This window comes from Halomonas sp. E14, assembly GCF_052568415.1.
On sequence record NZ_CP199423.1, the window covers coordinates 2,769,876 to 2,792,445 of the forward strand.

At 67.9% G+C, this 22,570-nt stretch carries 18 protein-coding genes; 7 read left to right on the forward strand and 11 right to left on the reverse strand.

The window, feature by feature from the left end; translation table 11 throughout:
- Complete coding sequence (locus tag ACT7B3_RS12950) at window positions 1-3,132, forward strand: efflux RND transporter permease subunit (RefSeq protein ID WP_445158209.1); 3,132 nt, start codon at window positions 1-3, stop codon at window positions 3,130-3,132.
- Window positions 3,133-3,182: 50 nt separating this feature from the next.
- Here the strand turns inward: ACT7B3_RS12950 and rsd are convergent, their stop codons facing one another.
- Window positions 3,183-3,671, reverse strand: coding sequence for a sigma D regulator (gene rsd, locus ACT7B3_RS12955; protein WP_444677079.1), 489 nt, complete (start codon window positions 3,669-3,671; stop codon window positions 3,183-3,185).
- Window positions 3,672-3,987: 316 nt separating this feature from the next.
- Here rsd and ACT7B3_RS12960 point away from each other — a divergent pair, with 316 nt between their 5' ends.
- Genes ACT7B3_RS12960 through ACT7B3_RS12980 form a run of 5 tightly spaced genes read left to right on the forward strand, consistent with a single transcriptional unit; the run spans window position 3,988 to window position 8,544 of the window.
- On the forward strand, window positions 3,988-5,130 hold the full coding sequence (locus ACT7B3_RS12960) for an ABC transporter substrate-binding protein (RefSeq protein ID WP_444677078.1): 1,143 nt from the start codon (window positions 3,988-3,990) through the stop codon (window positions 5,128-5,130).
- Window positions 5,131-5,190: 60 nt separating this feature from the next.
- Window positions 5,191-6,111 (forward strand): branched-chain amino acid ABC transporter permease, encoded by a 921-nt coding sequence (locus tag ACT7B3_RS12965; protein ID WP_445158210.1) that lies wholly within the window; start codon window positions 5,191-5,193, stop codon window positions 6,109-6,111.
- Window positions 6,104-7,126 (forward strand): branched-chain amino acid ABC transporter permease, encoded by a 1,023-nt coding sequence (locus ACT7B3_RS12970; RefSeq protein WP_444677076.1) that lies wholly within the window; start codon window positions 6,104-6,106, stop codon window positions 7,124-7,126. Before ACT7B3_RS12965 ends, ACT7B3_RS12970 begins: the two co-directional genes overlap by 8 nt.
- Window positions 7,119-7,862 (forward strand): ABC transporter ATP-binding protein, encoded by a 744-nt coding sequence (locus tag ACT7B3_RS12975; protein WP_445158211.1) that lies wholly within the window; start codon window positions 7,119-7,121, stop codon window positions 7,860-7,862. The genes ACT7B3_RS12970 and ACT7B3_RS12975 overlap by 8 nt, the downstream gene beginning before the upstream one ends.
- Window position 7,863: 1 nt before the next feature.
- Entirely contained in the window at window positions 7,864-8,544 is a 681-nt protein-coding gene (locus ACT7B3_RS12980; protein WP_444677074.1) for an ABC transporter ATP-binding protein, read from the forward strand.
- A gap of 76 nt (window positions 8,545-8,620) precedes the next feature.
- On the opposite strand, the gene ACT7B3_RS12985 is transcribed toward ACT7B3_RS12980, so the two are convergent.
- The 7 genes from ACT7B3_RS12985 to yrfG form a co-directional block, all read right to left on the reverse strand.
- Window positions 8,621-9,154, reverse strand: coding sequence for a disulfide bond formation protein B (locus ACT7B3_RS12985; protein ID WP_444679295.1), 534 nt, complete (start codon window positions 9,152-9,154; stop codon window positions 8,621-8,623).
- Window positions 9,154-10,773 (reverse strand): glutamate--cysteine ligase, encoded by a 1,620-nt coding sequence (gene gshA / locus ACT7B3_RS12990; RefSeq protein ID WP_445158212.1) that lies wholly within the window; start codon window positions 10,771-10,773, stop codon window positions 9,154-9,156. The genes ACT7B3_RS12985 and gshA overlap by 1 nt, the downstream gene beginning before the upstream one ends.
- Before the next feature lie 115 nt (window positions 10,774-10,888).
- Complete coding sequence (locus tag ACT7B3_RS12995; protein ID WP_445158213.1) at window positions 10,889-13,234, reverse strand: Tex family protein; 2,346 nt, start codon at window positions 13,232-13,234, stop codon at window positions 10,889-10,891.
- A gap of 253 nt (window positions 13,235-13,487) precedes the next feature.
- A complete protein-coding gene (locus ACT7B3_RS13000) occupies window positions 13,488-15,044 on the reverse strand; it encodes a phosphoenolpyruvate carboxykinase (RefSeq protein WP_444677073.1) in 1,557 nt (518 codons plus the stop codon).
- 312 nt (window positions 15,045-15,356) lie between these two features.
- Window positions 15,357-16,232: an Hsp33 family molecular chaperone HslO gene (gene hslO / locus ACT7B3_RS13005; RefSeq protein ID WP_445158214.1), complete on the reverse strand. Its 876-nt coding sequence runs from the start codon at window positions 16,230-16,232 to the stop codon at window positions 15,357-15,359.
- 39 nt (window positions 16,233-16,271) lie between these two features.
- Window positions 16,272-16,658: an RNA-binding S4 domain-containing protein gene (locus ACT7B3_RS13010; RefSeq protein WP_445158215.1), complete on the reverse strand. Its 387-nt coding sequence runs from the start codon at window positions 16,656-16,658 to the stop codon at window positions 16,272-16,274.
- On the reverse strand, window positions 16,651-17,361 hold the full coding sequence (gene yrfG, locus ACT7B3_RS13015) for a GMP/IMP nucleotidase (RefSeq protein ID WP_445158216.1): 711 nt from the start codon (window positions 17,359-17,361) through the stop codon (window positions 16,651-16,653). Before yrfG ends, ACT7B3_RS13010 begins: the two co-directional genes overlap by 8 nt.
- A gap of 109 nt (window positions 17,362-17,470) precedes the next feature.
- Here yrfG and nudE point away from each other — a divergent pair, with 109 nt between their 5' ends.
- On the forward strand, window positions 17,471-18,058 hold the full coding sequence (nudE, locus tag ACT7B3_RS13020; RefSeq protein ID WP_445158217.1) for an ADP compounds hydrolase NudE: 588 nt from the start codon (window positions 17,471-17,473) through the stop codon (window positions 18,056-18,058).
- A gap of 90 nt (window positions 18,059-18,148) precedes the next feature.
- On the opposite strand, the gene ilvD is transcribed toward nudE, so the two are convergent.
- The 3 genes from ilvD to ACT7B3_RS13035 all read right to left on the reverse strand — a co-directional run bounded on the left by ilvD (window position 18,149) and on the right by ACT7B3_RS13035 (window position 22,552).
- Window positions 18,149-19,993: a dihydroxy-acid dehydratase gene (gene ilvD, locus ACT7B3_RS13025; RefSeq protein ID WP_445158218.1), complete on the reverse strand. Its 1,845-nt coding sequence runs from the start codon at window positions 19,991-19,993 to the stop codon at window positions 18,149-18,151.
- Between the two features lie 112 nt (window positions 19,994-20,105).
- Window positions 20,106-20,651: a hypothetical protein gene (locus ACT7B3_RS13030; RefSeq protein ID WP_445158219.1), complete on the reverse strand. Its 546-nt coding sequence runs from the start codon at window positions 20,649-20,651 to the stop codon at window positions 20,106-20,108.
- Between the two features lie 95 nt (window positions 20,652-20,746).
- On the reverse strand, window positions 20,747-22,552 hold the full coding sequence (locus ACT7B3_RS13035; protein WP_445158220.1) for a TRAP transporter permease: 1,806 nt from the start codon (window positions 22,550-22,552) through the stop codon (window positions 20,747-20,749).
- Between the last annotated feature and the right edge of the window lie 18 nt (window positions 22,553-22,570).

The following is a 22,570-nucleotide window of genomic DNA, read 5'->3' on the forward strand; positions in this document are numbered from 1 at the left end:
ATGCGCACGCTGATCGAGGCCGCCCTCAACCGCTCGCGCACCACCCTGCTGCTGCTGGTGTCGCTGCTGCTGGCGGGGCTTGCCGCTTGGCAGGCGGTGCCCAAGGAGGCCAACCCCGATATCGCCATTCCGATCATCTACGTCTCGCTGTCGCTGGAGGGGGTCAGCCCAGAGGATGGCGAACGGCTGCTGGTGCGCCCCATGGAGCAGGAGCTGCGCACCATCGAGGGCGTGAGGAAGATGACCGCCCAGTCCAGCGAGGGCCATGCCGCCATCACCCTCGAGTTCGACGCCGGCTTCGACCCTCGCCGGGCGCTGGCCGACGTGCGCGAGCGGGTCGACATCGCCAACGCCTCGCTGCCCGAGGAAGCCGACGAGCCGCGGGTCATGGAGGTCAACGTCGGGCGCTTCCCGGTGCTCACCCTTGGCCTTTCCGGGCCGCTGGAGGAGACGCAGCGGCTGGCCATTGCGCGTCGGCTACAGGAGGCGATGGAAGGCATCCCCGAGGTACTCGAGGTCGACATCGGCGGCGAGCGCGAGGAGCTGATGGAGATCGTCATCGACCCGCTGGTGCTGGATAGCTACGGCGTCGACTTCGATGAACTGTTCAACCTGATCACGCGCAACAACCGCCTGGTGGCCACCGGCAGCCTGGACACCGGCGCCGGGCGCTCGCCGGTGAAGGTGCCCGGTGTGATCGCGAGCCTGGACGATGTGCTCTCCATGCCGGTGAAGGTGGATGGCGACCGGGTGGTGACCTTTGCCGACGTAGCCTGGATTCACCCCACCTTCAAGGACCCCGAGGGCTTCGCTCGCATCGACGGCGAGCCGGCCATGGTGCTGGAGATCTCCAAGCGTGCCGGCGCCAACCTCATGGCCACCGTGGCGGGAGTGCGCGAGGTGCTCGACGAGGCGGCCCCGCTGCTGCCTGAAGCGCTCGCCATCACCACCATCATGGACCAGTCCGACACCGTGGAGCAGATGCTCTCTGAGCTGCTCAACAACGTGCTGACCGCCGTGGCGCTGGTGCTGATCGTGATCCTGGCAGTGATGGGCCTGCGCTCGGCGCTGATGGTGGGACTGACCATTCCCGGCGCCTTTCTCACCGGCATCCTGCTGATCTGGGCCATCGGCTATACCCTCAACATCGTGGTGCTGTTCGCGCTCATTCTCGTTGCCGGCATGCTGGTGGATGGCGCCATCGTGGTCAGCGAGCTGGCCGACCGCCACCTGCGCGAGGGCCAGCCGCCACGGCAAGCCTGGATCAACGCCGCGGCGCGCATGAGCTGGCCGGTGATCGCCGCCACCGCCACCACCCTGGCGGTGTTCGTGCCGCTGCTGTTCTGGCCCGGCGTGGTGGGCGAGTTCATGAAGTACCTGCCGGCCACGGTGATTCTATGCCTGCTCGCCTCGCTGGCCATGGCGCTGATCTTTCTGCCCACTCTGGGCGGCGTGTTCAGCGCCCGCCAGGCCAGGCCGCCACGCGATGAGACGCCGCAGATCAGCCTCGGCGGGCATCTGTATCGCGCCGCTCTCGCCCGGCTGCTGGCCTGGCCCGGCATGACGCTGCTGATCGCCCTGCTGCTGATCGCGCTGATCTTCGTCGGCTACGGCCGCTTCCATCACGGCGTGGAGTTCTTTCCCGACGTGGAGCCCGACAGTGCGCAGGTGGTGATTCGCAGCCGCGGCGACTTCTCGGCCATGGAGAAGGATGCGGTGGTGCAACGGGTCGAGGCGCGGCTGGCCGGCATGAGCGAGGTCCAGGCGCTCTATGCCCGCTCCTACGGCGTGCCCAACGAGCAGATCGGCAACGACGTGATCGGGGTGGTGCAGTTCCAGCTGATCGACTGGCAGCGCCGCCGCCCGGCGCGGGCGATCATGAGCGAGATGGCCGAGCGTACCGCCGACTTGCCCGGCGTGGTGCTGGAGTTCCGCGAACAGGAGCAGGGCCCCGGCGGCGGCAAGCCCATCGTGCTGGAGGTGAGCGCCCAGCAGGCGGCCGACGGCGAGGCCGCGGTGGCGACGATTCGCCGGCACATGGAGCAACTGGGCGGCTTCCGCGATATCGAGGACAACCGCAGCCTGCCCGGCATCGAGTGGCGGCTCAACGTCGACCGCGCCGCCGCCGCCCGCCTGGGCGCCGATGTCGCCGCGGTGGGCAGCGCCGTGCAGTTGGTCACCACCGGCCTGCAGGTGGCCACCTACCGCCCCGCCCATGCGCCCGATGAGGTGGACATCCGCGTACGCCTGCCCGAAGCCTGGCGCAGCCTCGACCAGCTCGAGCGGCTTACGCTCAACACCGCGCGCGGCCAGGTGCCGGTCTCGCACTTTGCCAGCCTGGAGCCGGCGCCCAAGGTCGGCACCCTGCACCGCATCGACGGCCGGCGCGCCATCACCCTGGAAGCCGACGTAGCCGAGGGCCATCAGCCCGACGAACGCCTGCGCGCCCTGCTGCAGGCCGTGGGCTCATTGCCCGAGGGGGTGGTGGTCAACGTCGCCGGGGAGCAGGAGGAGCAGGCGGAGGCCAGCCGCTTCCTGGTCACCGCCTTCCTGGTGGCGATCGGCCTGATGGCAATCATCCTGGTGACTCAGTTCAACAGCCTCTACCAGGCGGCGCTGGTGCTCTCGGCGATCGTCTTCTCCACCGCCGGGGTGCTGATGGGCCTGCTGGTCAACGGCCAGCCGTTCGGCATCGTCATGGTGGGCATGGGCATCATCGCCCTGGCGGGCATCGTGGTGAACAACAACATCGTGCTGATCGACACCTACAACGAGCTGCGCCGCGAGGGACTGGCGCCCGTCGAGGCGGCGCTGGAAGCGGGCGGCCTGCGCCTGCGCCCGGTGCTGCTCACGGCGATCACCACGGTGCTGGGGCTGATGCCCATGGTGCTTGGAATCAACGTCAACCTGTTCGCCCCGAGCCTGGGCTTCGGCGCCCCTTCCACGCAATGGTGGACGCAGCTTTCCAGCGCCATTGCCGGCGGGCTGGTGTTCGCCACCGGCCTGACGCTGCTGCTGACCCCTTGCATGCTGGTGCTCGGGCGCCGCGGCGATGCCGGGAACCATGCCAACAGCCATGACCCAGGCCATGTCGGGGAGCATGGCGAGGCGCCTCGCCACCCCAGCGGATAGCAGGACGGCCGCCCGCCGGCAACTCGCCGGTGGGTGCCGTCAGCGGGAGATTATTGGGTGGCCGCCGCGACGCGCGGCGCGTGAGCGGCGTGCAGGCGGTCGATCAGCTGGTCTTCCAGGGCGAAGCGTTCGGTCAGCCCCGTGGCCAGGCGATCGAGCCAGGCCGGCAGGCGCGGCAGGTAGTGCTGGCAGCGCACCGGCGTGGCGAAGTCGGCGTCGAAGGCCAGTACCATCTCGGTGGAAAGATCCAGCCGCTCCAGCAGCTTGCTGGCGATGGCCAGCGCCTGATGGTCCTCGAAAGCAAGCGCCTCCTCGCGCAGCTGGGGATAGATCTCGAAGTGGCCGGCGCTGATGTAATCCATCAGCAGCTCGCTGAAGCGATCGATCTGCGGCTTGCTCACGGCTTCCAGCTCGCTGTCACATGCTTCCTTGAGCTCGATGAACGCCACCAGCAGCTCGCGCCGCTCGTCCAGCCAGCGGTCGATGATCTGATGGACGCCTCCCCAGCGCTCCCGAGCGGTCTTGCACTCTTCCAGCATGTTAGCCTCCTTCCCTTGTGAAGCCGTGTATGGTCTACGGTCGGAACAGGGCCGAGCATCCCTTTCTCGACGCCTCCAGACTCACCCCTGGCAGCACGACTGTCAATCCTGCGCCGCGGCAAAAGCACGGCGCCTTTTCGCCCCGAAGTGCCGTTGGCGGTACTTCAACGCACGCAATGACGCTATCATCGTCTGCCCCGACCCAGGCCTTGCCAGGGCGGGCGCAGAAAGGTCGCCCGTGACGTCACAGGGCGGCAGGAGCGGGCTGGACACCACGCTCACGAACACAACAAGCGAGAACAAAGAGGGTAATCGAATGAAGCGACTCGCCACTCTCGGCATGAGCCTGCTGTTGACCACGGCCATGGCCGCCAGCCACGCCGACGAGGTGAAGATCGGCATGATCACCACCCTGTCCGGCGGCGGCTCCCACCTGGGCGTCGACGTGCGCGACGGCTTCCTGCTGGCCATGGAGCGTGCCGGTCGCGACGACGTCCGCGTGCTGGTGCAGGACGACGCCAACCGGCCCGACCTGGCGCGCAGCCTGGCCAACGAATTCATGCAGCGCGACCGGGTCGACATCCTCACCGGGATCATCTTCTCCAACCTGGCCATGGCAGTGGTGCCGGCCGCCGTGCGCCAGGGCACCTTCTATCTCTCGCCGAATGCCGGCCCGTCGGATCTCGCCGGGCGCATGTGTCACGAGAACTACTTCAACGTGGCCTACCAGAACGACAACCTGCACGGCGCCATGGGCGCCTACATGCGCGAACAGGGCTTCGAGCGGCCGATCCTGCTCGCCCCCAATTACCCCGCCGGCACCGATGCCCTGGCCGGGTTCAAGCACCTCTATGAGGGCGAGGTGGCCGGCGAGATCTACACCCAGATGGGCCAGACCGACTACGCCGCCGAGATCGCCCAGATCCGCGCCAGCAACGCCGACAGTCTGTTCTTCTTCCTGCCCGGCGGCATGGGCATCTCCTTCATGAAGCAGTGGGAGAACTCCGGCGTCGAGCTGCCGGTGTTCGGTGCCGCCTTCTCGTTCGACGAGATCATCATCAAGGCGGTGGGCAGCGCCGCCATCGGCGCCATGAACACCTCACAGTGGGCCTACGACCTCGACAACGAGGCCAACCACGCCTTCGTCGCGGCCTTCCGCGACACCTACGGCCGCACCCCGACGCTGTATGCGGCCCAGGGCTACGACACCGCCAACCTGATCCTCAGCGCGCTGGAGAAGGCCCACCCCAGCGAGCAGGACGCCTTCCGCGAAGCGCTGCGCGAGGCCGACTTCGACTCGGTGCGCGGCGAGTTCCGCTTCGGCCCCAACCACCATCCGATCCAGAACATCTACGTGCGCGAGGTGGTGGCGGGCGACGACGGCCAGCCGACCAATCGCCTGGTCGGTATCGCAATCGAGGACATCCAGGACGTCTACCACACCGAGTGCCGGATGTAGGCATGACCGCCGGGCCCTGGCCGCCCGGCGTTTCTATCTTTTGCTGCAAGGATGTCCGCCGTGTCCGTGACCCTGCTTATCGAGCAACTCATCAACGGCCTTCAGCTCGGCACCATGCTGTTTCTGATGGCCAGCGGGCTGACCCTGGTGTTCGGCGTGATGGGCCTGATCAACCTGGCCCATGGCTCTTTCTACATGGTGGGCGCCTACGCCACCGCGGTGGTGACCGCCGCCACCGGCTCGTTCCTGGTCGGCCTCGCCGCCGGGATGATCGCCGCCGCCGCGGTCGGCGCGCTGGTGGAGCTGATCGTGATCCGGCGGCTTTACCATCGCCCGCATCTCGACCAGGTGCTGGCCACGTTCGCCCTGATCCTGGTGTTCTCCGAAGGCACCCGCTGGCTGTTCGGCTCCTCGCCGCTGTGGCTCAACCCGCCGCCGCTGCTCTCCGGCTCGGTCACCCTGCCCGGCGGGCTGCGCTATCCGCTCTACCGGCTGATGATCATCGCCGTGGGGATCGCCGTGGCGGTGGGCCTGTATCTGGTGATCACGCGCAGCCGGCTCGGCATGCGCATCCGCGCGGGCGAAAGCGACCGCGAGATGATCGGCGCCCTGGGGGTCAACATCGCCCGGCTCTACACCCTGGTGTTCGCCATGGGCGCCGCGCTGGCCGGACTGGCCGGCGCGCTGGTCGGGGCACTGCAGTCGGTGCAGGTGGGCATGGGCGAGCCGGTGCTGATCCTTGCCTTCGTGGTGATCGTGATCGGCGGCATCGGCTCGATCAAGGGCGCGCTGTACGGTGCCATTCTGGTCGGCGTGGTGGATACCCTGGGCCGGGTACTGCTGCCACTGTTCTTCCGCCAGTTCCTGCCTCCTTCCGAGGCCGCCGGGGTCGGTGCCGCCCTGGCCGCCATGCTGATCTACATCCTGATGGCCGTGATTCTCGCGTTCAAACCCAAGGGGCTGTTTGCCGCCAATGACTAACGCCACCAAGACCCCAAGGCTGGCCGCGGCCTGGCACGACCGCCAGGCCACGGTGCAGTTGACCCTGCTGACTCTGCTGCTGGTGCTGCCGCTAGCTGCCTATCAGCTTGACCACATCTACTACGTCAACCTGGCCTCGCGCCTGACCCTGGTCGCCATGGCGGCGGTGGGCCTCAACCTGGCCATCGGCTACGGCGGCATGGTCAGCTTCGGCCACGCTGCCTACTTCGGGCTGGGCGGCTACGTGGCCGGCATCAGTGCCTACCACGCCTTCGACTTCACCCCGGCAATTGCCTGGCCGGTGACCATTCCCGGCAGCGACAGCATGCTGGCGATCTGGCTCGCGGCAGTCGTGCTGTGCGGCCTGCTGGCGCTGGCCATCGGCGCCATTTCGCTGCGCACCACCGGGGTCTACTTCATCATGATCACCCTGGCCTTCGCCCAGATGCTCTATTACTTCGCCAACTCCTGGCCCACCTACGGCGGCGAGGACGGCCTGCCGATCTACTTGCGCAACTCGCTGCCATGGGTCGACACCAACGATGCCCGCACCTTCTTCCTGATCTGCTTCGGCGGCCTGGTATTGTCGCTCGCGCTGACCTCACGCCTGATGAAGTCGCGCTTCGGCGCCGCCCTGACCATGGCCCGGCTCAACGAGACCCGGCTGGCCACCGCCGGCATCGCGCCCTACCCCATTCGCCTGGCGGCCTTCGTCATCTCGGCGATGATCACCGGACTGGCCGGGGCGCTCTACGCCGACCTCAACGGTTTCGTCAGCCCCACCCTGCTGAGCTGGCACATGTCGGGCGAGCTGATGGTGATCGTGATTCTCGGCGGCGTGGGGCGGCTGTACGGGCCGCTGGCCGGCGCCGCACTGTTCGTGATGATGGAAACCCTGCTGGGCGGGCTGACCGAATACTGGAAGCTGTTCCTCGGCCTGGTGCTGCTGTTCGTGGTGCTGTTCGCCAGGCACGGCGTGATGGGCTGGCTGGCCGGGAGGGAGCGCCATGAGTGACGCCGTGCTCCGGCTTTCTCACCTCAACAAGCGCTTCGGCGCCCTGCAGGCCACCCGCGATGTCTGCCTCGACCTGCGCCCGGGCGAGATCCACGCCCTGATCGGCCCCAACGGTGCCGGCAAGTCGACCCTGATCGGCCAGATCGCCGGCAGCCTCAGGCCCGATTCCGGCAGCATCCACCTGGCCGGCCGCGAGGTCACCTCGCTCAGCGTGGCCCAGCGCGCGCGACTGGGGCTCGGGCGCAGCTTCCAGGTCTCGTCACTGGCCGAGCCGCTGTCGGTGAGGCGCAACGTGATGATCGCCGTGCAGGCGCTGCAAGGGCACAGCTTCCGTTTCTGGAAGCCGGTGAACCGCGACGAGAGCCTGCTCGCCCCGGCCCAGGAGGCCCTGGCACGCATGGGGCTGACCCGGCGCGCCGACACCCCGGTGGCCGAACTCTCCCACGGCGAGCGACGCCAAGTGGAAATGGCCTGCGCGCTGGCGCTGAAGCCGCGGGTGCTGCTGCTCGACGAGCCCATGGCGGGGCTCGGTCCCGAGGGCACGGCACATCTCACCGAGCTGCTCGAGGCACTCAAGCACGAGGTGCCGATCCTGCTGATCGAGCACGACATGGACGCCGTGTTCCGCCTGGCCGACCGCATCTCGGTGCTGGTGGCCGGCGCCGTGATCGCCCACGGCGACGCCGCCGCGATCCGCACCAACCCGCACGTCCGCGAAGCCTACCTGGGGGAGTGAGATGCTCAACGTCACCGCGATCGAGGCCTTCTATGGCCCGTCACAGGCGCTGTTCGGCGTCGACCTTCGCATCGAGGCCGGCGAGATGGTGGCGCTGATGGGGCGCAACGGCATGGGCAAGAGCACCACCATCCGCGCCATCTTCGGGCTGACGCCGCCGCGTCGCGGCAGCATCACCTTCGAAGGCCGGGAGTTGAGCCGCCTGCCGGCGTTCCGCATCGCCCAGCTCGGCCTAGGCCTGGTCCCCGAGGGGCGGCGCTGCTTTCCCAACCTCTCGGTGCGCGAGAACCTGCTGGTCACGGCTCGCCCGGGCGAATGGCACCTGGCCCGCGTGGAAGCGCTGTTCCCGCGGCTGGCCGAGCGCCGCAGCCAGATGGCCAGCACCCTCTCCGGCGGCGAGCAGCAGATGCTGGCCATCGGCCGCGCGCTGCTGACCAACCCCCGCCTGCTGGTGCTGGACGAAGCCACCGAAGGGCTCGCCCCGGTCATCCGCCAGGAGATCTGGGCCGCCATTCGGCTGTTCAAGGCCCAGGGGCAGTCGACGCTGATCGTCGACAAGTCGCTGGCCGAGCTGCTGCCCATTGCCGACCGCTGCACGATCCTGGAAAAGGGGCGCAGCGTGTGGACGGGCATCCCCGCCGACTTGGACGAGCCCCTGCGCGACCGCTATCTCGGCGTGTAGCGACTCGACCCACAAGCCGCAGTAGGACCGGCGACCGGCCGCTTGCGGTTCAAGCAGCGAACCGCAAGCGGCGCTGTCAATGAGCCGCCAGCGGGCGGGCCCGGGTGCGCAGGAAGGCGCTGGCGAACATGCCCAGCGGCGCCAGGGCCAGCACCAGGAAGCCGATCAGCGTCCAGCCCGGCAGCGAGATGCCAAGCAGCAGGAAGTCGATCTCGGCGCACTCGCCGGAGCCGGAGAGCACCATGGCGACCACGTCGCGCATGGGCAGGATGTCCATCATGTAGTCGAGCCCCGGGCCGCAGCTCGGCACCTGGTCAGGTGGCAGCGACTGCAGCCACAGGTGGCGCCAGGCCACGCCGATGCCGCCGATCACCGCAGCCAGCGACAGCCCGCCGTAGATCGCTGCACCAACCCGCCCGCGGGGGTTGTGGATGGCGGCGATCGTGAAGACCGCCGCCGCCGCCAGTACTGCCACACGCTGGAAGATGCATAGCGGACAGGGCTCCAGCCCGCCGATATGCTCGAGCCCCAGGGCCACCAGCATCATCAGCGTGCAAAAGGCGAGCCCAGCCAGGCTCCAGCGGCGCACGTCCCACTGCATTGGCCGCATCACTGCGCGGCTCCCGAATCAACCGTGGCTGCCCGCGACTCTCGGGCGCTGGCGAAATAGCGGGCGAGGAAAGTATCGAAATCGACCAGATCGGCGGCCTCGATCTCGCGCTGCTGCTGGTGGGAGGTGCCCACCAGCTCGTCGAACAGCGCCGCGCGGGCCGGGTCCATCGGCGCTTCGCGCATCTGCTCGGCCTGCTCGCGGGCGATCGCCAGGATCGCCTCGAGGAACTCCTCGCCGCTCGACTCCAGGCGCGCCAGCAGGCGACCGGAGGGCGTCAGTGCGGGGTCGGTCAGCCAGGGCACCAGCGCTGCGACGGCGTCGGCATGGGGGGTACCCGTTTCAAGCGCATCGAGCAGCGCGGCGGCCTGGGCGATCTCACCCATGATCTCGCCGCCCCAGTCGGCGATGGAGCGTTCGCGCCCCTGCTGCAGCAGGCGCAGCGCCGGGTCGCGCCCGCGCTCGACCACCAGCCGACGGTTGTCGTCCAGCCGGTTGCACTCGTCGTCGGGAATCCAAGGGCTCTCGGAGAGCAGGCACCACATCAGGAAGGCATCGATGAAGCGCAGCCGCGCCTCGTCGATGCCCAGCGGCAGGAACGGGTCGAGGTCGAGGCAGCGCACCTCGATGTACTCCACGCCGCGCGCCTCCAGCGCCTGGCTCGGCGTCTCGTTGTGCCGGGTGACCCGCTTAGGCCGTATGTCGCTGTAATACTCGTTCTCGATCTGCAGGATGTTGGCATTGAGCTGCCGCCAGTCGCCGCGCTCGTTCACGCCCAGCGCCTGGTAGGCGGGCCAGGGTGTAGAAATGGCATGGCGCAGGGTACCCACGTAGTTCGACAGCGTGTTGAAGCAGATCTTGAGCTGCGCCTGCACCTTGTTCTGGTAGCCCAGGTCGGACATGCGCAGGCTGGTAGCATAGGGCGAGATCAGGGTGTCGCGGCCGTGGGCCTGCAGCTTGTCGGGCCGTTCTCCCGCCGGCAGGAAGCTGCGGTCCAGCGCCGGCGAGGCACCGAACAGGTAGAGCAGCAGCCAGCTGTGGCGGCGGAAGTTGCGGATCAGGCCGAAGTAGCGCTCGGAACGGAAGTCGTCCACCGACATGACCTGGCGTCCGTCGCGGGCCTGCAGCAGCGTCCAGAGTTCGTCGGGCAGCGAGACATTGTAGTGGATACCGGCGATCGACTGCATGATGCGGCCGTAGCGCACGTCCAGCCCCTTGCGGTAGACGTGCTTCATGGTGCCGACGTTGGAGCGGCCGTAATCGGCGATGGTCACGCTGTCGTTGCCGTCGAGCCGGGCCGGCATGCTGGCCGGCCAGATCAGCTCGTCGCCCAGGTGGCGATAGCTGAAGCGGTGCAGGTCGGCCAGAAAGTCGATGGCGTCACCCGGCCGGCAGTAGACCGGCGTGATGTATTCGAGCAGCGCTTCGGAGTAGTCGGTGGTGATATGCGGGTGGGTCAGCTTCGACCCCAGCGCCTGGGGATGCGGCGTGCTGGCGATATGTCCGCGGCGGTCGACCCGCAGGCCTTCCTTTTCCAGGCCGCGGCGCAGGCGCCCAAAGGCGCCCTGGCGGGCCGCCTGCTGCAAGGACGCGATGAGGGTGGCGAAGGTTTCAGACAAGATGGTCACCCCATGTCTAGGAAAGCGGGCGCTGCCGGCGCCCGTGAACCCGGATTATGACGCCCGAGGGCGACGATTCAAAGGTTAGCCGGCTTTGCTTCCCAGCCGTACCGGCTCAATGTTTCTGCCTGGCCTTGAGCAGCGCCGCACCCAGCGCGCCCAGCTGACCACCTTCTGCCGGTGCCGCTTTCTGGCCGCCACGGCGCGGCGGCTTGCCGCCCTGCCGGGGAGCCTTCTCGCCACGCGTGCGCGCTCCCTCGTCCTGCCCCGGCGTGTCGTCCAGGCGCATCGAAAGGGCAATGCGCGAGCGGGCCAGGTCCACGCTCATCACCTTGACCTTGACGATGTCGCCGGCCTTCACGACGCTGCGCGGGTCCTCGATGAATTTATCGGAGAGCGCCGAGATATGCACCAGCCCGTCCTGGTGCACGCCGATGTCGACGAAGGCGCCGAAGTGGGTGACGTTGGTCACGCTGCCCTCGAGGATCATGCCCGGCTCCAGGTCCTTGAGCGTCTCCACGCCCTCGCGGAACTCGGCGGCCTTGAACTCGGGGCGCGGGTCGCGGCCCGGCTTGTCGAGCTCCTTGAGGATGTCGCTGATGGTCGGCACGCCGAAGCGCTCGTCGGCGAACTCGGCGGGCTTGACCGCCTTCAGCGTAGCGCTATCGCCGATCAGGCTTGCCACCGGGCGGCCGCTGCGGCTGGCGATGCGCTCCACCACCGGGTAGGCCTCGGGGTGCACGGCGCTGGCATCGAGCGGGTTGTCGCCGTTCATGATGCGCAGGAAGCCGGCGCACTGCTCGAAGGTCTTGGGCCCCAGGCGGCTGACGTCGAGCAGCTCGCGGCGACTCCTGAAGGCGCCCTCGGCGTTGCGCCGCGCAACGATGTTCTCGGCCAGCGCCGGGTTGAGCCCGGCCACCCTCGAGAGCAGCGCACTCGACGCCGTGTTGAGATCGACACCCACAGCGTTGACGCAGTCCTCGATCACCGCTTCCAGGCTCTTCGACAGCTGCAGCTGCGAGACATCGTGCTGGTACTGACCCACGCCGATGGACTTGGGTTCGATCTTGACCAGCTCAGCCAGCGGGTCCTGCAGGCGCCGGGCGATGGAGACCGCCCCGCGAATGGTGACGTCGAGGTCGGGCAGTTCCCTGGAGGCATACTCCGAGGCGGAGTAGACCGAGGCGCCGGCCTCGCTGACCATCACCTTGGCGAGCGGTTTCTTGCCGGCGAACAATTTGAGCAGGTCGCCGGCCAGCCTGTCGGTCTCGCGGCTGGCGGTGCCGTTGCCCACGGCGATCAGCGCCACGTCGTGCTTGTCCACCAGTTTGGCCAGCTCGGCCAGCGACGCGTCCCAGGCGTTGCGCGGCGCGTGCGGGAAGATGGTGGCATGCTCGAGGAACTGGCCGGTGGCGTCCACCACCGCCACCTTGCAGCCGGTGCGCAGGCCCGGGTCGATGGCCAGCGTCGCCTTCTGCCCCGCAGGGGCGGCCAGCAGCAGATCCTTCAGATTGGCGGCGAAGACCTCGATGGCCTCGAGCTCGGCGCGCTCGCGCAGCCGCCCCATCAGCTCGGTTTCCAGATGGGTGTAGAGCTTGACCCGCCAGGTCCAGCGCACCACGTCGGCCAGCCACTTGTCGGCGGGACGCCCCTCGTCGCGGATACCGAAGTGCCTGGCGATGGCCACCTGGGCCGGATGAACCGGCGCCTCGTCCTCGCCGGGCAGGCGAATGGCCAGCATCAGCGCGCCTTCGTTGCGGCCGCGGAACATCGCCAGCGCGCGGTGCGAGGGCACCTTGGCCAGCGGCTCGTCGTGCTCGAAATAGTCGGAGAACTTGGCCCCCTCGTGCTCCTTGCCGGTCATCAGGCGGGAACTGAGCTCGCCCTCCTGCCACAGCCGCTCGCGCAGCGCGCCGACCAGCTCCGGGTCCTCGGCGAAGCGCTCCATGAGAATCTGGCGGGCGCCGTCCAGCGCCGCCTTGGCATCCTCGATGGCGGGGATATCGCCCTCGGCGGGGCGAAGATAGTTGGCGGCCACGGCCTCGGGGTCGAGGGTGGGATCGGCCAGCAGCGCATCGGCCAGCGGCTCGAGGCCGGCCTCGCGGGCGATCTGCGCCTTGGTGCGGCGCTTCTTCTTGTAGGGCAGGTAAAGATCTTCCAGGCGCTGCTTGGTATCCGCGGCCTGGATCTGCCCGGCGAGCACCGCCGTCAGCTTGCCCTGCTCGTCGATGGCGGCGAGCACGGCGGCACGCCGCTCCTCGAGCTCGCGCAGGTAGCGCAGGCGCTCGTCGAGGTTGCGCAGCTGGGTGTCGTCGAGCCCGCCGGTGACTTCCTTGCGATAGCGAGCGATGAAGGGCACGGTGGCGCCGCCGTCGAGCAGTTCCACGGTGGCGGAAACCTGCTGCGGGCGAACGGCGAGCTCCTCGGCGAGGCGCGAGATGATCCGGGTCGTGGCGTCCATGACTTCCTTGGTATTGCGACTACGAAAGATCGCGCCAAGGTACCATAAAGGAAGGGGGCGCGGCAGACAGTACCCGCCGCGCCCCCTCGGCGCCTGAGCGTTTTGGTCAGGCAGCGCCCCGCCTTCGACCGCGCCGAGCAGGCGCAGGCAAGCCAAGCCACCTGAGTTGCCAACCGAACAACGACACCCCTGCCATGCAAAACGGGGAAGAGACCCAGGTCTCTTCCCCGTTCAGCTTGCCGCCGGCCTGGCCTCAGGTCAGGCTGGGCCCGGCCTTAACGATGGCCTCATTGACGCCGTCGAACTTCTTGAAGTTGTCGACGAACTTGGCCGCCAGGTCGCGCAGCTTGCGATCGTAGGCGTCTTTGTCTTCCCAAGTCTCGCGCGGGTCGAGCAGGCGCGACTCCACGCCCGGCACCATGGTCGGCACGTCGAGGTTGAGGCCGTCGATGCGCTTGGTCTCGACCTCGCGCAGTACGCCGGTCTGGATGGCGCTGATGATGGCGCGGGTGGTCGGGATCGAGAAGCGCGAACCGCCTTCGCCGTAGGCGCCGCCGGTCCAGCCGGTATTGACCAGGTAGACCTGGGCGTCCTTTTCCTTCACGCGGCGGATCAGCAGGTCGGCGTACTCGCGCGCCGGGCGCGGGAAGAACGGCGCCCCGAAGCAGGTGGAGAAGGTCGCCTCCAGGCCGGAGGAGGAGCCCATTTCGGTGGAGCCCACCTTGGCGGTGTAGCCGGACAGGAAGTGGTAGGCCGCCGCTTCCTTGGACAGCACGGAGACCGGCGGCAGCACGCCCGACATGTCGCAGGTCAGGAACACGATGGCGTTCGGCTCGCCGGCGCGGTTCTCGGGCACGCGCTTGTCGACGTGCTCCAGCGGGTAGGCGGCACGGGAGTTCTGGGTCAGGCTGTCGTCGGTGTAGTCGGGCTCACGGCGGTCGTCGAGGACGACGTTCTCGAGCACGGTGCCGAACTTGATGGCATTCCAGATCACCGGCTCGTTCTTCTCGGAGAGGTCGATGCACTTGGCATAGCAGCCGCCCTCGATGTTGAACACGGTGCCCGGGCCCCAGCCGTGCTCGTCGTCACCGATCAGGTAGCGTGCCGGGTCGGCCGAGAGGGTGGTCTTGCCGGTGCCGGAGAGACCAAAGAACAGGCAGGTTTCGCCGTCCTCGCCCACGTTGGCCGAGCAGTGCATGGGCAGCACGTCGGACTCGGGCAGCAGGAAGTTCTGCACCGAGAACATGGCCTTCTTCATCTCGCCCGCATAGCGCATGCCGGCGATCAGCACCTTCTTCTGGGCGAAGTTGATCACCACGGTGCCGTCGGAGTTGGTCCCATCGCGGCTCGGGTCGCACTCGAAGAAGGGGGCGTTGAGGATGGTCCACTCATCCTTGGCGGAGGGGTTGTAGCCCTCCGGACGCACGAACATGGTGCGGCCGAACAGGTTGTGCCAGGCGGTTTCGGTGGTCACGCGCACCGGCAGGTAATGTGTCGGGTCGCTGCCCACATGGAGTTCGGAAACGAACCGCTCGCCGCTGGCCAGGTAGTCATCGACGCGGGCCCAGAGCGCATCAAACTTCTCGGCGGGGAAGGGGCGGTTGACGCTGCCCCAGTCGATCTGGCCACTGGTCGAGGGCTCATCAACGATGAAGCGGTCCTTGGGAGAACGGCCGGTACGCTGGCCAGTATTCACCACCAGGGCGCCGTTGGCGGCCAGGCGGCCTTCACCGCGGGCCACGGCACGCTCGATGAGCTCTGCACTGCTGAGATTGACGTGTTCTTTGGGAGCGGCTTGAGGTGTGGTCATGTCGTTTCCTGGGCCTTGCGGCCGGTTCTCTCTCGTGTGCCAGGCGCTGTCACGCCCTGTTCGGTGAGGTGTCCGATCGTCCGTGCGGATGGATGCCGTCTTGTCATGCGGCGATCGACCTAAGGCGGGCGTCATTATGGCAAAAAGGTAGCCACCAGGAAACGATAACGTTGGCCGAAGTTCTTGTAGTTTTACTACTACATCGGGGCATATTGCTGCAGATTGACGGTCGTCATTCTTGTGCGATGCAGCATCTCGTCACCCGCGGCGACACGGCATGAGACCGCATCCCCCGCGGGCGTGCCGGGCCGCTCAGTGCAAGGTGGGAGGTGGGCCATCCTCGGCGCCCAGCAGGGCGTCGATCTCGGCCGCACCGAAGCGGTAGCGGGTGTGGCAGAAGTGGCACTGGGTCTCGATCTCGCCCTGCTCGGCCAGCACCTCGCGCAGCTCGGCGGCGCCCAGGGTGAGCAGCGCCTCACCGATCCGCTCCCGCGTGCAGGTGCAGCCGAAGCGCAGCGGCTTGGGCTCGAACACCCGTACGGTCTCTTCGTGATAGAGCCGGTACAGCAGATCTTGCGGCGCCAGCCCCAGCAGCTCCTCGGCCTTCACGGTACGCGCCAGGTGAACGGTACGCTCCCAGGCGTCGTCGTCCTGATTCTGCGACTCGTCGGGCAGGCGCTGCAGCAGCAGGCCGCCGGCACGCGCGCCATCGGCCTCAAGCCACAGCTGCGTGGGCAGCTGTTCGGACTGCGAGAAGTAGGCTTCGAGGCAGCCGGCCAGGGTGTCGTGGTCGAGCGCCACGATGCCCTGGTAGCGGTTGCCCTCGCGCGGGTCGAGGGTGATCACGATGTGCCCCTCGCCCACCAGCTCGCGGAAGCCGGCGCCGCCATCGGGCAGCGTGGCATCCTCGTTCAGTCGGGCGATGGCGCGCAGTTCGCCGCCGGGGTTGGATTCCGCCATCAGCAGCGAAAGCGGCCCCTGGCCGCGCACCTCGATGCTGAGGATGCCGTCGAGCTTGACGGTATCGGTGAGCAGCGCGGCCGCGGCCAGCAGTTCGCCCAGCAGTCGATTGACCGACGGCGGGTAGCCATGGCGGTCGAGCACGTCGACGTAGGCGCGCTCCAGCGTGACGATCTCGCCCCGCACGTTGCTACGCTCGAAAAGAAAGCGCTGTATCTGATCGGTCATGTCGTTTCCGGTTGAAGTCGTTCACTGCGGCGCCGGACGTCAGTCGTCCTGCTGGCGCTGGAAGCGCTGGATGTCGCGGCGCTGCTTCTTGTCGGGCCGCTTCAGCGGGTGCTGCATGGCCTGGTTGACCAGCCGCCGCTCGTCGCTCTCCCGCGCCCGCCGCGCCGCGCTCTCGGGCGTTTCGCGGTACAGCTCGCGGGCCTCCGCCGCGCCGCGCCGCTGGTCGGACAGAGCCATCACCTCCACCTCCCAGGTGTCCCAGCCCTGGGGCACCCGGATCAGCGCACCGACCTCGACGTTCTTGCTGGTCTTGGCGCGCCCGCCGTTGTAGTGCACCTTGCCGCCTTCGATGGCCTTCTTGGCCAGGGCGCGGGTCTTGAAGAAGCGTGCCGCCCACAGCCACTTGTCGAGCCGTACGTTATCCACCCTGCCCTCCTGGTCCGGCGGGCCTTCCCGGCACCCGTATCTCCGAGGGTAGCGCGTCGGGCAGGATCGTGGCGAAGCGGTCCAGGGCGATGAACTCCTCGAGCTCTTTTTCCGGGCGGGTGCTGTCGGGCTGCTTGATGCCGAGCAGGTGGCGAATGCCGAACCTGCGGGCGCTCTCCAGCACCTCGGGGTTGTCGTCGATGAACAGCGTGCGGGCGGGGTCGAACGGCTCGATCGCCTGCAGCGCAGGCCAGAATGCCTGTTCCTCCTTGGGCACGCCAAGGTCGGCCGAGGAGACAATGGCGTCCAGGTACGCCTCAAGACCGGTCAACGGCAGCTTGAGCTCCAGGCTCTCGCGATCGGCGTTGGTGGCCAGCACCACCCTGGGGTGGGCCGTCTTGAGCCACTTGAGGAAGTCCAGCGCATCGCCGCGCAGGCCGACCAGGTGCTGCACCTCGCGCTTGAGGGCGACGATGTCCACCCCCAGCTCACGGCTCCAGTAGGCCAGGCTGTACCAGTTGAGGGTGCCCCGCTCATGCAGGATGCGCGAACGCACCACTTCCTGGGTGGCTTCGTCGAGACGATGCAGCTCCACGTAGCGCCTGGGCAGGTGCTCCAGCCAGAAATGGCTGTCGAAGTGCAGGTCAAGCAGGGTGCCGTCCATGTCGAGCAGGACGGTGTCGATGGCGCGCCAATCGATCATTGCGACTCCGGTGGGCCTGTGCATGACGAGGCGTGGTATTGTACCCAATGGTTCGCCGCGACGCATGCCCGCCGGCGCGGCGCCACGCCCGCATGCAATCGGAGCCTTCATGACCCAGCCCCCGCCCACTCATAAGCCCCAGGTGCTGTCGCGCCACTCCGTGGCGAAGAGCCGCCTGTTCCATATCGAATCGCTGGAGCTGCGCTTCTCCAACGGCGCCGAGCGCACCTTCGAACGGCTCAGCGGCAGCGACCAGGGTGCCGTCATGATCATCGCCATGCCCGACCCCGACCATGTGCTGCTGATCCGCGAGTACGCTGCCGGCTTCGAGGACTACGTGCTCACCCTACCCAAGGGCTTGGTCGACCCCGGCGAGGACATCATCACCGCCGCCAACCGTGAGCTGATGGAAGAGTGCGGCTTCGGCGCGCGCCTGATCGAGCCGCTGGTGGAGCTGTCGCTGGCCCCCAACTACATGCGCCACCGCATGCAGGTGCTGCTGGCCACCGACCTCTACCCCAAGCGGCTGCCCGGCGACGAGCCAGAGCCGCTGGAGGTCGAGACCCACGCCCTGGAGGAGCTGCCCGCCCTGCTGCTGCGCGACGATTTCCACGAGGCGCGAGCCATCGCCGCGCTCTACATCGCCCGTGACACCCTGCGCGCCAGGCGCCGCGGCGAGCCCTCGCTGGGCTGGTAGCCGTCCGCCACACGCTTCCAAGGTGTACGAAGCCGCCCCAGAACGCACGAAACCGGCCAGCGGCCGGTTTCGTACGCATAACGGAAGACCTCAGTCGAGCTTCGACAGGTCGCGCACTGCGCCCTTGTCGGCGGAGGTGGCCAGCAGCGCATAGGCCTTGAGCGCCGCCGAGACCTTGCGCACGCGCTCGATGCGCGGCTTCCAGGCCTCGCTGCCGCGCGCCTCTTCCTCGGCACGCCGCGCCGCCAGCGCCTCGTCGGAGAGCGCCACGTCGATGCTGCGCTTGGGGATGTCGATACGGATGATGTCGCCCGAGCGCACCAGGCCGATGGCACCGCCCGCCGCCGCCTCCGGCGAGACATGCCCGATGGAGAGCCCCGAGGTGCCGCCGGAGAAGCGACCGTCGGTGAGCAGCGCACACGCCTTGCCCAGCCCCTTCGACTTCAGGTACGAAGTGGGATAGAGCATCTCCTGCATGCCCGGCCCGCCCTTCGGCCCCTCGTAGCGGATGACGACGACCTCGCCCTCCTTCACCTGGCCGGCCAGGATGTGCTCCACCGCCTGGTCCTGGGACTCGACCACGTGGGCCGGCCCTTCGAACACAAGAATGGAGTCGTCGACGCCCGCGGTCTTCACCACGCAGCCGTCCACGGCGATGTTGCCGTAGAGCACCGCGAGACCACCCTCCTTCGAGAAGGCATGGTCGAGGTCGCGGATACAGCCGTTGGCCCGGTCGCCGTCGAGGGTCGGCCAGCGCGCGCTCTGGGAGAAGGCCACCTGGGTCGGCACGCCGCCGGGGCCGGCACGGTAGAACTCCACCACCTCGGGAGTGGGGCTGCGCATGATGTCCCACTCGTCCAGCGCCTGCTTGAGGCTGTCGCCGTAGACGGTGGGCACACGGGTATCGAGCACCCCGGCACGGTCCAGCTCGCCGAGGATCGCCATGATGCCGCCGGCACGGTGCACGTCCTCGATGTGGTACTTCTGGGTATTGGGCGCCACCTTGCACAGCTGCGGCACCTCACGCGACAGCCGGTCGATGTCGGCCATGGTGAAGTCGACCTCGGCCTCCTGGGCGGCGGCCAGCAGGTGCAGGATGGTGTTGGTGGAGCCACCCATGGCGATATCCAGGGTCATGGCGTTCTTGAACGCCGCCTTGGAGCCGATGGCGCGCGGCAGCAGGTGCACCTCGTCGCCCTCGTAGTAGCGCTTGGCCAGCTCGACGATGCGGTGACCGGCGGTCTCGAACAGGCGGCGACGGTCGGCGTGAGTGGCCAGCACCGTGCCGTTGCCCGGCAGCGCCAGGCCCAGCGCTTCCATCAGGCAGTTCATCGAGTTGGCGGTGAACATGCCGGAGCAGCTGCCGCAGGTGGGGCAGGCGCTGCGCTCGACCTCGGCCAGGGTCTCGTCGTCCACCGAGTCGTCGGTGGCCATGACGATGGCGTCGACCAGGTCGAGGCCATGATCGAGCAGCTTGGTCTTGCCGGCCTCCATGGGGCCGCCGGAGACGAAGATCACCGGAATGTTGAGGCGCATGGCGGCGTTGAGCATCCCCGGGGTGATCTTGTCGCAGTTGGAGATGCATACCAGGGCATCGGCGCAGTGGGCGTTGACCATGTACTCGACGCTGTCGGCGATGAGGTCGCGGCTCGGCAGCGAATAGAGCATGCCGTCGTGGCCCATGGCGATGCCGTCGTCCACGGCGATGGTATTGAACTCCTTGGCCACCCCGCCGGCCTTCTCGATCTCCCGCGCCACCAGCTGGCCCATGTCCTTGAGGTGCACGTGCCCGGGCACGAACTGAGTGAAGGAGTTGGCCACGGCGATAATCGGTTTGTGGAAGTCTTCGTCCTTCATGCCGGTGGCGCGCCACAGGGCGCGGGCGCCGGCCATGTTGCGACCGGCGGTAGTGGTACGGGAGCGATATTGGGGCATGGTGTCCTCTTCGTGCGCATTGCGCTATATGGTTCACGCCGTCTTTGCCACCCATGGGCGACGGTCTAGGTATCGAGTCTGCCCCGATTCTGTCATGCACGCGCCGAAGCGGCTAGACCACGAGGGGATGAGCGTCCGAAAGCGGCTCGGTGCCGTAGAGCACCCAGACATCCAGCGCCGGCCCCAGCTCCTCGACCAGGCGCAGCTGGTCCGGGTGGGCTTCCAGGGTCTGGCGGGCACAGATGCCCGCCTCGAAGCGCCCTTCCAGCAACCCCTCGGCCACCGCCACGGTGGTGGGCGCGTCGATCTCCTCGGCGAAGCCCGAGAGATCGGTGTAGTAGCGGGTGGCCGGCTGACGCGCCACCTGGCGCGGCGTGGCGAGGTCGCGTTGCGCCAGCAGCACCAGCGGGTGGCTGCCGGCGACGAAGACATCCACCGGAAAGGCGCGGTGCATGTATCGCCCTACACAGTCGGCGTGGCTGAAGTGGGCCGTGCACTGCAGTACCCGGTCCACCTCGCCCGCCACCAGCGCCGCGAAGGCCGTCGGGAAATCGTCGTAGAACTTCATCTCGGCGTCGGCCAGGCCGCGAGCTTCGAGGTAGCGGCCCAGCACCAGCACATGGTTGTTTCCCTCGGGCCCCAGCGTGGCAATAATCATGACGTGACTCCTCAGGCATCGACTCAAGATCAGTGACTCAAGGCCAGTGATGCAAGGCCAGTGATGCAAGGCCAGTGATTCAATAGTTCAGCGGCTCAAAAGGCGAAGATCACCAGCGCCCCGACAATCATCAGCACCACCCTCAGCCAGGCCGCGCGCCGTGCAATCACGCCGTAGGAAATCGCCATCAGGCCCAGCGCGATCTTCACCGCATCGAAGATGGCGCCGAACGGGTCGAAGGCCAGACGAATCACATCGGGATTGGCGACCATGGCCAGCGGGATGATATAGAGCCCGATGCCCAGCGCCATGGCCTTCAGCGCCACCTTGAGCCAGTTCTCCCCGACCATGCCGGCGGCGATGAACACCCCGCCGCACACCGGCGGCGTGATGGTCGAGAGCAGCGCGAACCAGAACACGAACAGGTGGGCCAGCAGCGGCTCGAGGCCCAGCGCGGTGAGCGCGGGCCCCGCCACCGAGACGCAGATCACGTAGGCCGCCGTGGTCGGCACCTCCATGCCCAGCACCAGGCAGGCCAGGGCCGTGAGCAGCAGCGCCGGCCACAGCATCTCGTTGGAGAGCGACAGGATGCCGGAGGTGATCTTGACCCCTAGCCCCGTCAGCGAGAGCACCCCGATCACCAGCGAAGCGCAGATAATGATGGCGCCGATCACCGCTACCTGACGCCCGGCGGTGACCATGGCCTCGGCCATCCGCGAGGCGAAGCCGCGCAGGGAGAAGGTGAGCGTCACGTCGAAGAACAGCAGCAGCATGCCGGCAAAGATGGCGATGCTGGCGGCGTACTGGGGCGTGTAGCCGCCGAGGAAGATGCGCTCGAGCAGCAGCACGAAGGGCACGGCGAAGAACAGCGAAGTGATCGCCACCTCCTTGCCGCTGGCGCGGTCCTCCGCCGCCATGGGGCGCAGGTCGTGGCGAGTGGCGTAGGCGTTGATGCCCATCCACACGGTAGCGAAGTAGAGGATCGCCGGCAGCAGCGCCGCCGCCATGATCTGGGTGTAGGGCGTGCCGGTGAGCTCCACCATGACGAAGGCGCCCGCCCCCATCAATGGCGGCATGATCTGTCCGCCCGAAGAGGCCACCGCCTCGACGCCGCCGGCCAGGGTGCGCGGATAGCCCAGGCGCACCATGGAGGGAATGGTGATGGCGCCGGTGGAAGCCACGTTGGCCGAGGCGGAGCCGGAGATGGAGCCCATCAGCGCCGAGGAGATCACCGAGACCTTGGCCGCGCCGCCGGTCAGGCGTCCGGCGCAGGCGCTGGCCATGTTCATGAAGCCGCGCCCCGCCTCGCCGGCGTTGAGCACCGCACCGAAGATGACGAAGATCGCCACCACGCCGACGCTGACCCCGGTGAGCGAGCCCCACAGGCCGCTCTCGGCGATGGTCAAGGTGCCGACGAAACTCTGCATCGGCAGCCCCGGATGCCCGAACTGGCCGGGGATGTGCTCGCCGAACACCGCGTAGGCCAGCGCCGCCACCGCCACCAGCGGCAGCGGCCAGCCGATGGCACGCCGCGCGGTCTCCAGGGTCAGCACGATCAGGAAGACCCCCAGCGCCATCTGAAAATTGTTGTCGATGAAGCCGTACTGGTTGGCCAGCGCCTCCTCGTTGAAGGCGATGTAACCGCAGGCGGCGATGCCGAGCACCGTCAGCAGCCAGCCGCTCCAGCGCTCGAAGGGGGTGCGGGCGGCCAGGATGAGTATCCACGGCAGCGCCAGCGCCAGGTGAATGGGCCGGCTGACCAGCGCCGGGGTCAGGCCGTAGAAGATCAGCCCGAGATGAAAGCAGACCGTGACGGCGCCGAGCACCACCCAGGCGGGGTGCAGGCGAGGTACGCCCTCGGCGCCGCCGGCTGTCGTTGAAGAAGCGAGTGTCGATAGCATGAAAATGGGGATGCCTTG

What these genes read in the sequence shown, in the direction of transcription:
- ACT7B3_RS12985 (WP_444679295.1), bottom strand. Translation starts at nt 9,154, where the DNA reads ATGCGGCCAATGCAGTGGGACGTGCGCCGCTGGAGCCTGGCTGGGCTC.
- rsd (WP_444677079.1), bottom strand. Translation starts at nt 3,671, where the DNA reads ATGCTGGAAGAGTGCAAGACCGCTCGGGAGCGCTGGGGAGGCGTCCAT.
- ACT7B3_RS12960 (WP_444677078.1), top strand. Translation starts at nt 3,988, where the DNA reads ATGAAGCGACTCGCCACTCTCGGCATGAGCCTGCTGTTGACCACGGCC.
- ACT7B3_RS12975 (WP_445158211.1), top strand. Translation starts at nt 7,119, where the DNA reads ATGAGTGACGCCGTGCTCCGGCTTTCTCACCTCAACAAGCGCTTCGGC.
- ACT7B3_RS12950 (WP_445158209.1), top strand. Translation starts at nt 1, where the DNA reads ATGCGCACGCTGATCGAGGCCGCCCTCAACCGCTCGCGCACCACCCTG.
- ACT7B3_RS12980 (WP_444677074.1), top strand. Translation starts at nt 7,864, where the DNA reads ATGCTCAACGTCACCGCGATCGAGGCCTTCTATGGCCCGTCACAGGCG.
- ACT7B3_RS13030 (WP_445158219.1), bottom strand. Translation starts at nt 20,651, where the DNA reads ATGATTATTGCCACGCTGGGGCCCGAGGGAAACAACCATGTGCTGGTG.
- ACT7B3_RS12970 (WP_444677076.1), top strand. Translation starts at nt 6,104, where the DNA reads ATGACTAACGCCACCAAGACCCCAAGGCTGGCCGCGGCCTGGCACGAC.
- ACT7B3_RS13035 (WP_445158220.1), bottom strand. Translation starts at nt 22,552, where the DNA reads ATGCTATCGACACTCGCTTCTTCAACGACAGCCGGCGGCGCCGAGGGC.
- ACT7B3_RS13000 (WP_444677073.1), bottom strand. Translation starts at nt 15,044, where the DNA reads ATGACCACACCTCAAGCCGCTCCCAAAGAACACGTCAATCTCAGCAGT.
- hslO (WP_445158214.1), bottom strand. Translation starts at nt 16,232, where the DNA reads ATGACCGATCAGATACAGCGCTTTCTTTTCGAGCGTAGCAACGTGCGG.
- ilvD (WP_445158218.1), bottom strand. Translation starts at nt 19,993, where the DNA reads ATGCCCCAATATCGCTCCCGTACCACTACCGCCGGTCGCAACATGGCC.
- nudE (WP_445158217.1), top strand. Translation starts at nt 17,471, where the DNA reads ATGACCCAGCCCCCGCCCACTCATAAGCCCCAGGTGCTGTCGCGCCAC.
- yrfG (WP_445158216.1), bottom strand. Translation starts at nt 17,361, where the DNA reads ATGATCGATTGGCGCGCCATCGACACCGTCCTGCTCGACATGGACGGC.
- ACT7B3_RS12995 (WP_445158213.1), bottom strand. Translation starts at nt 13,234, where the DNA reads ATGGACGCCACGACCCGGATCATCTCGCGCCTCGCCGAGGAGCTCGCC.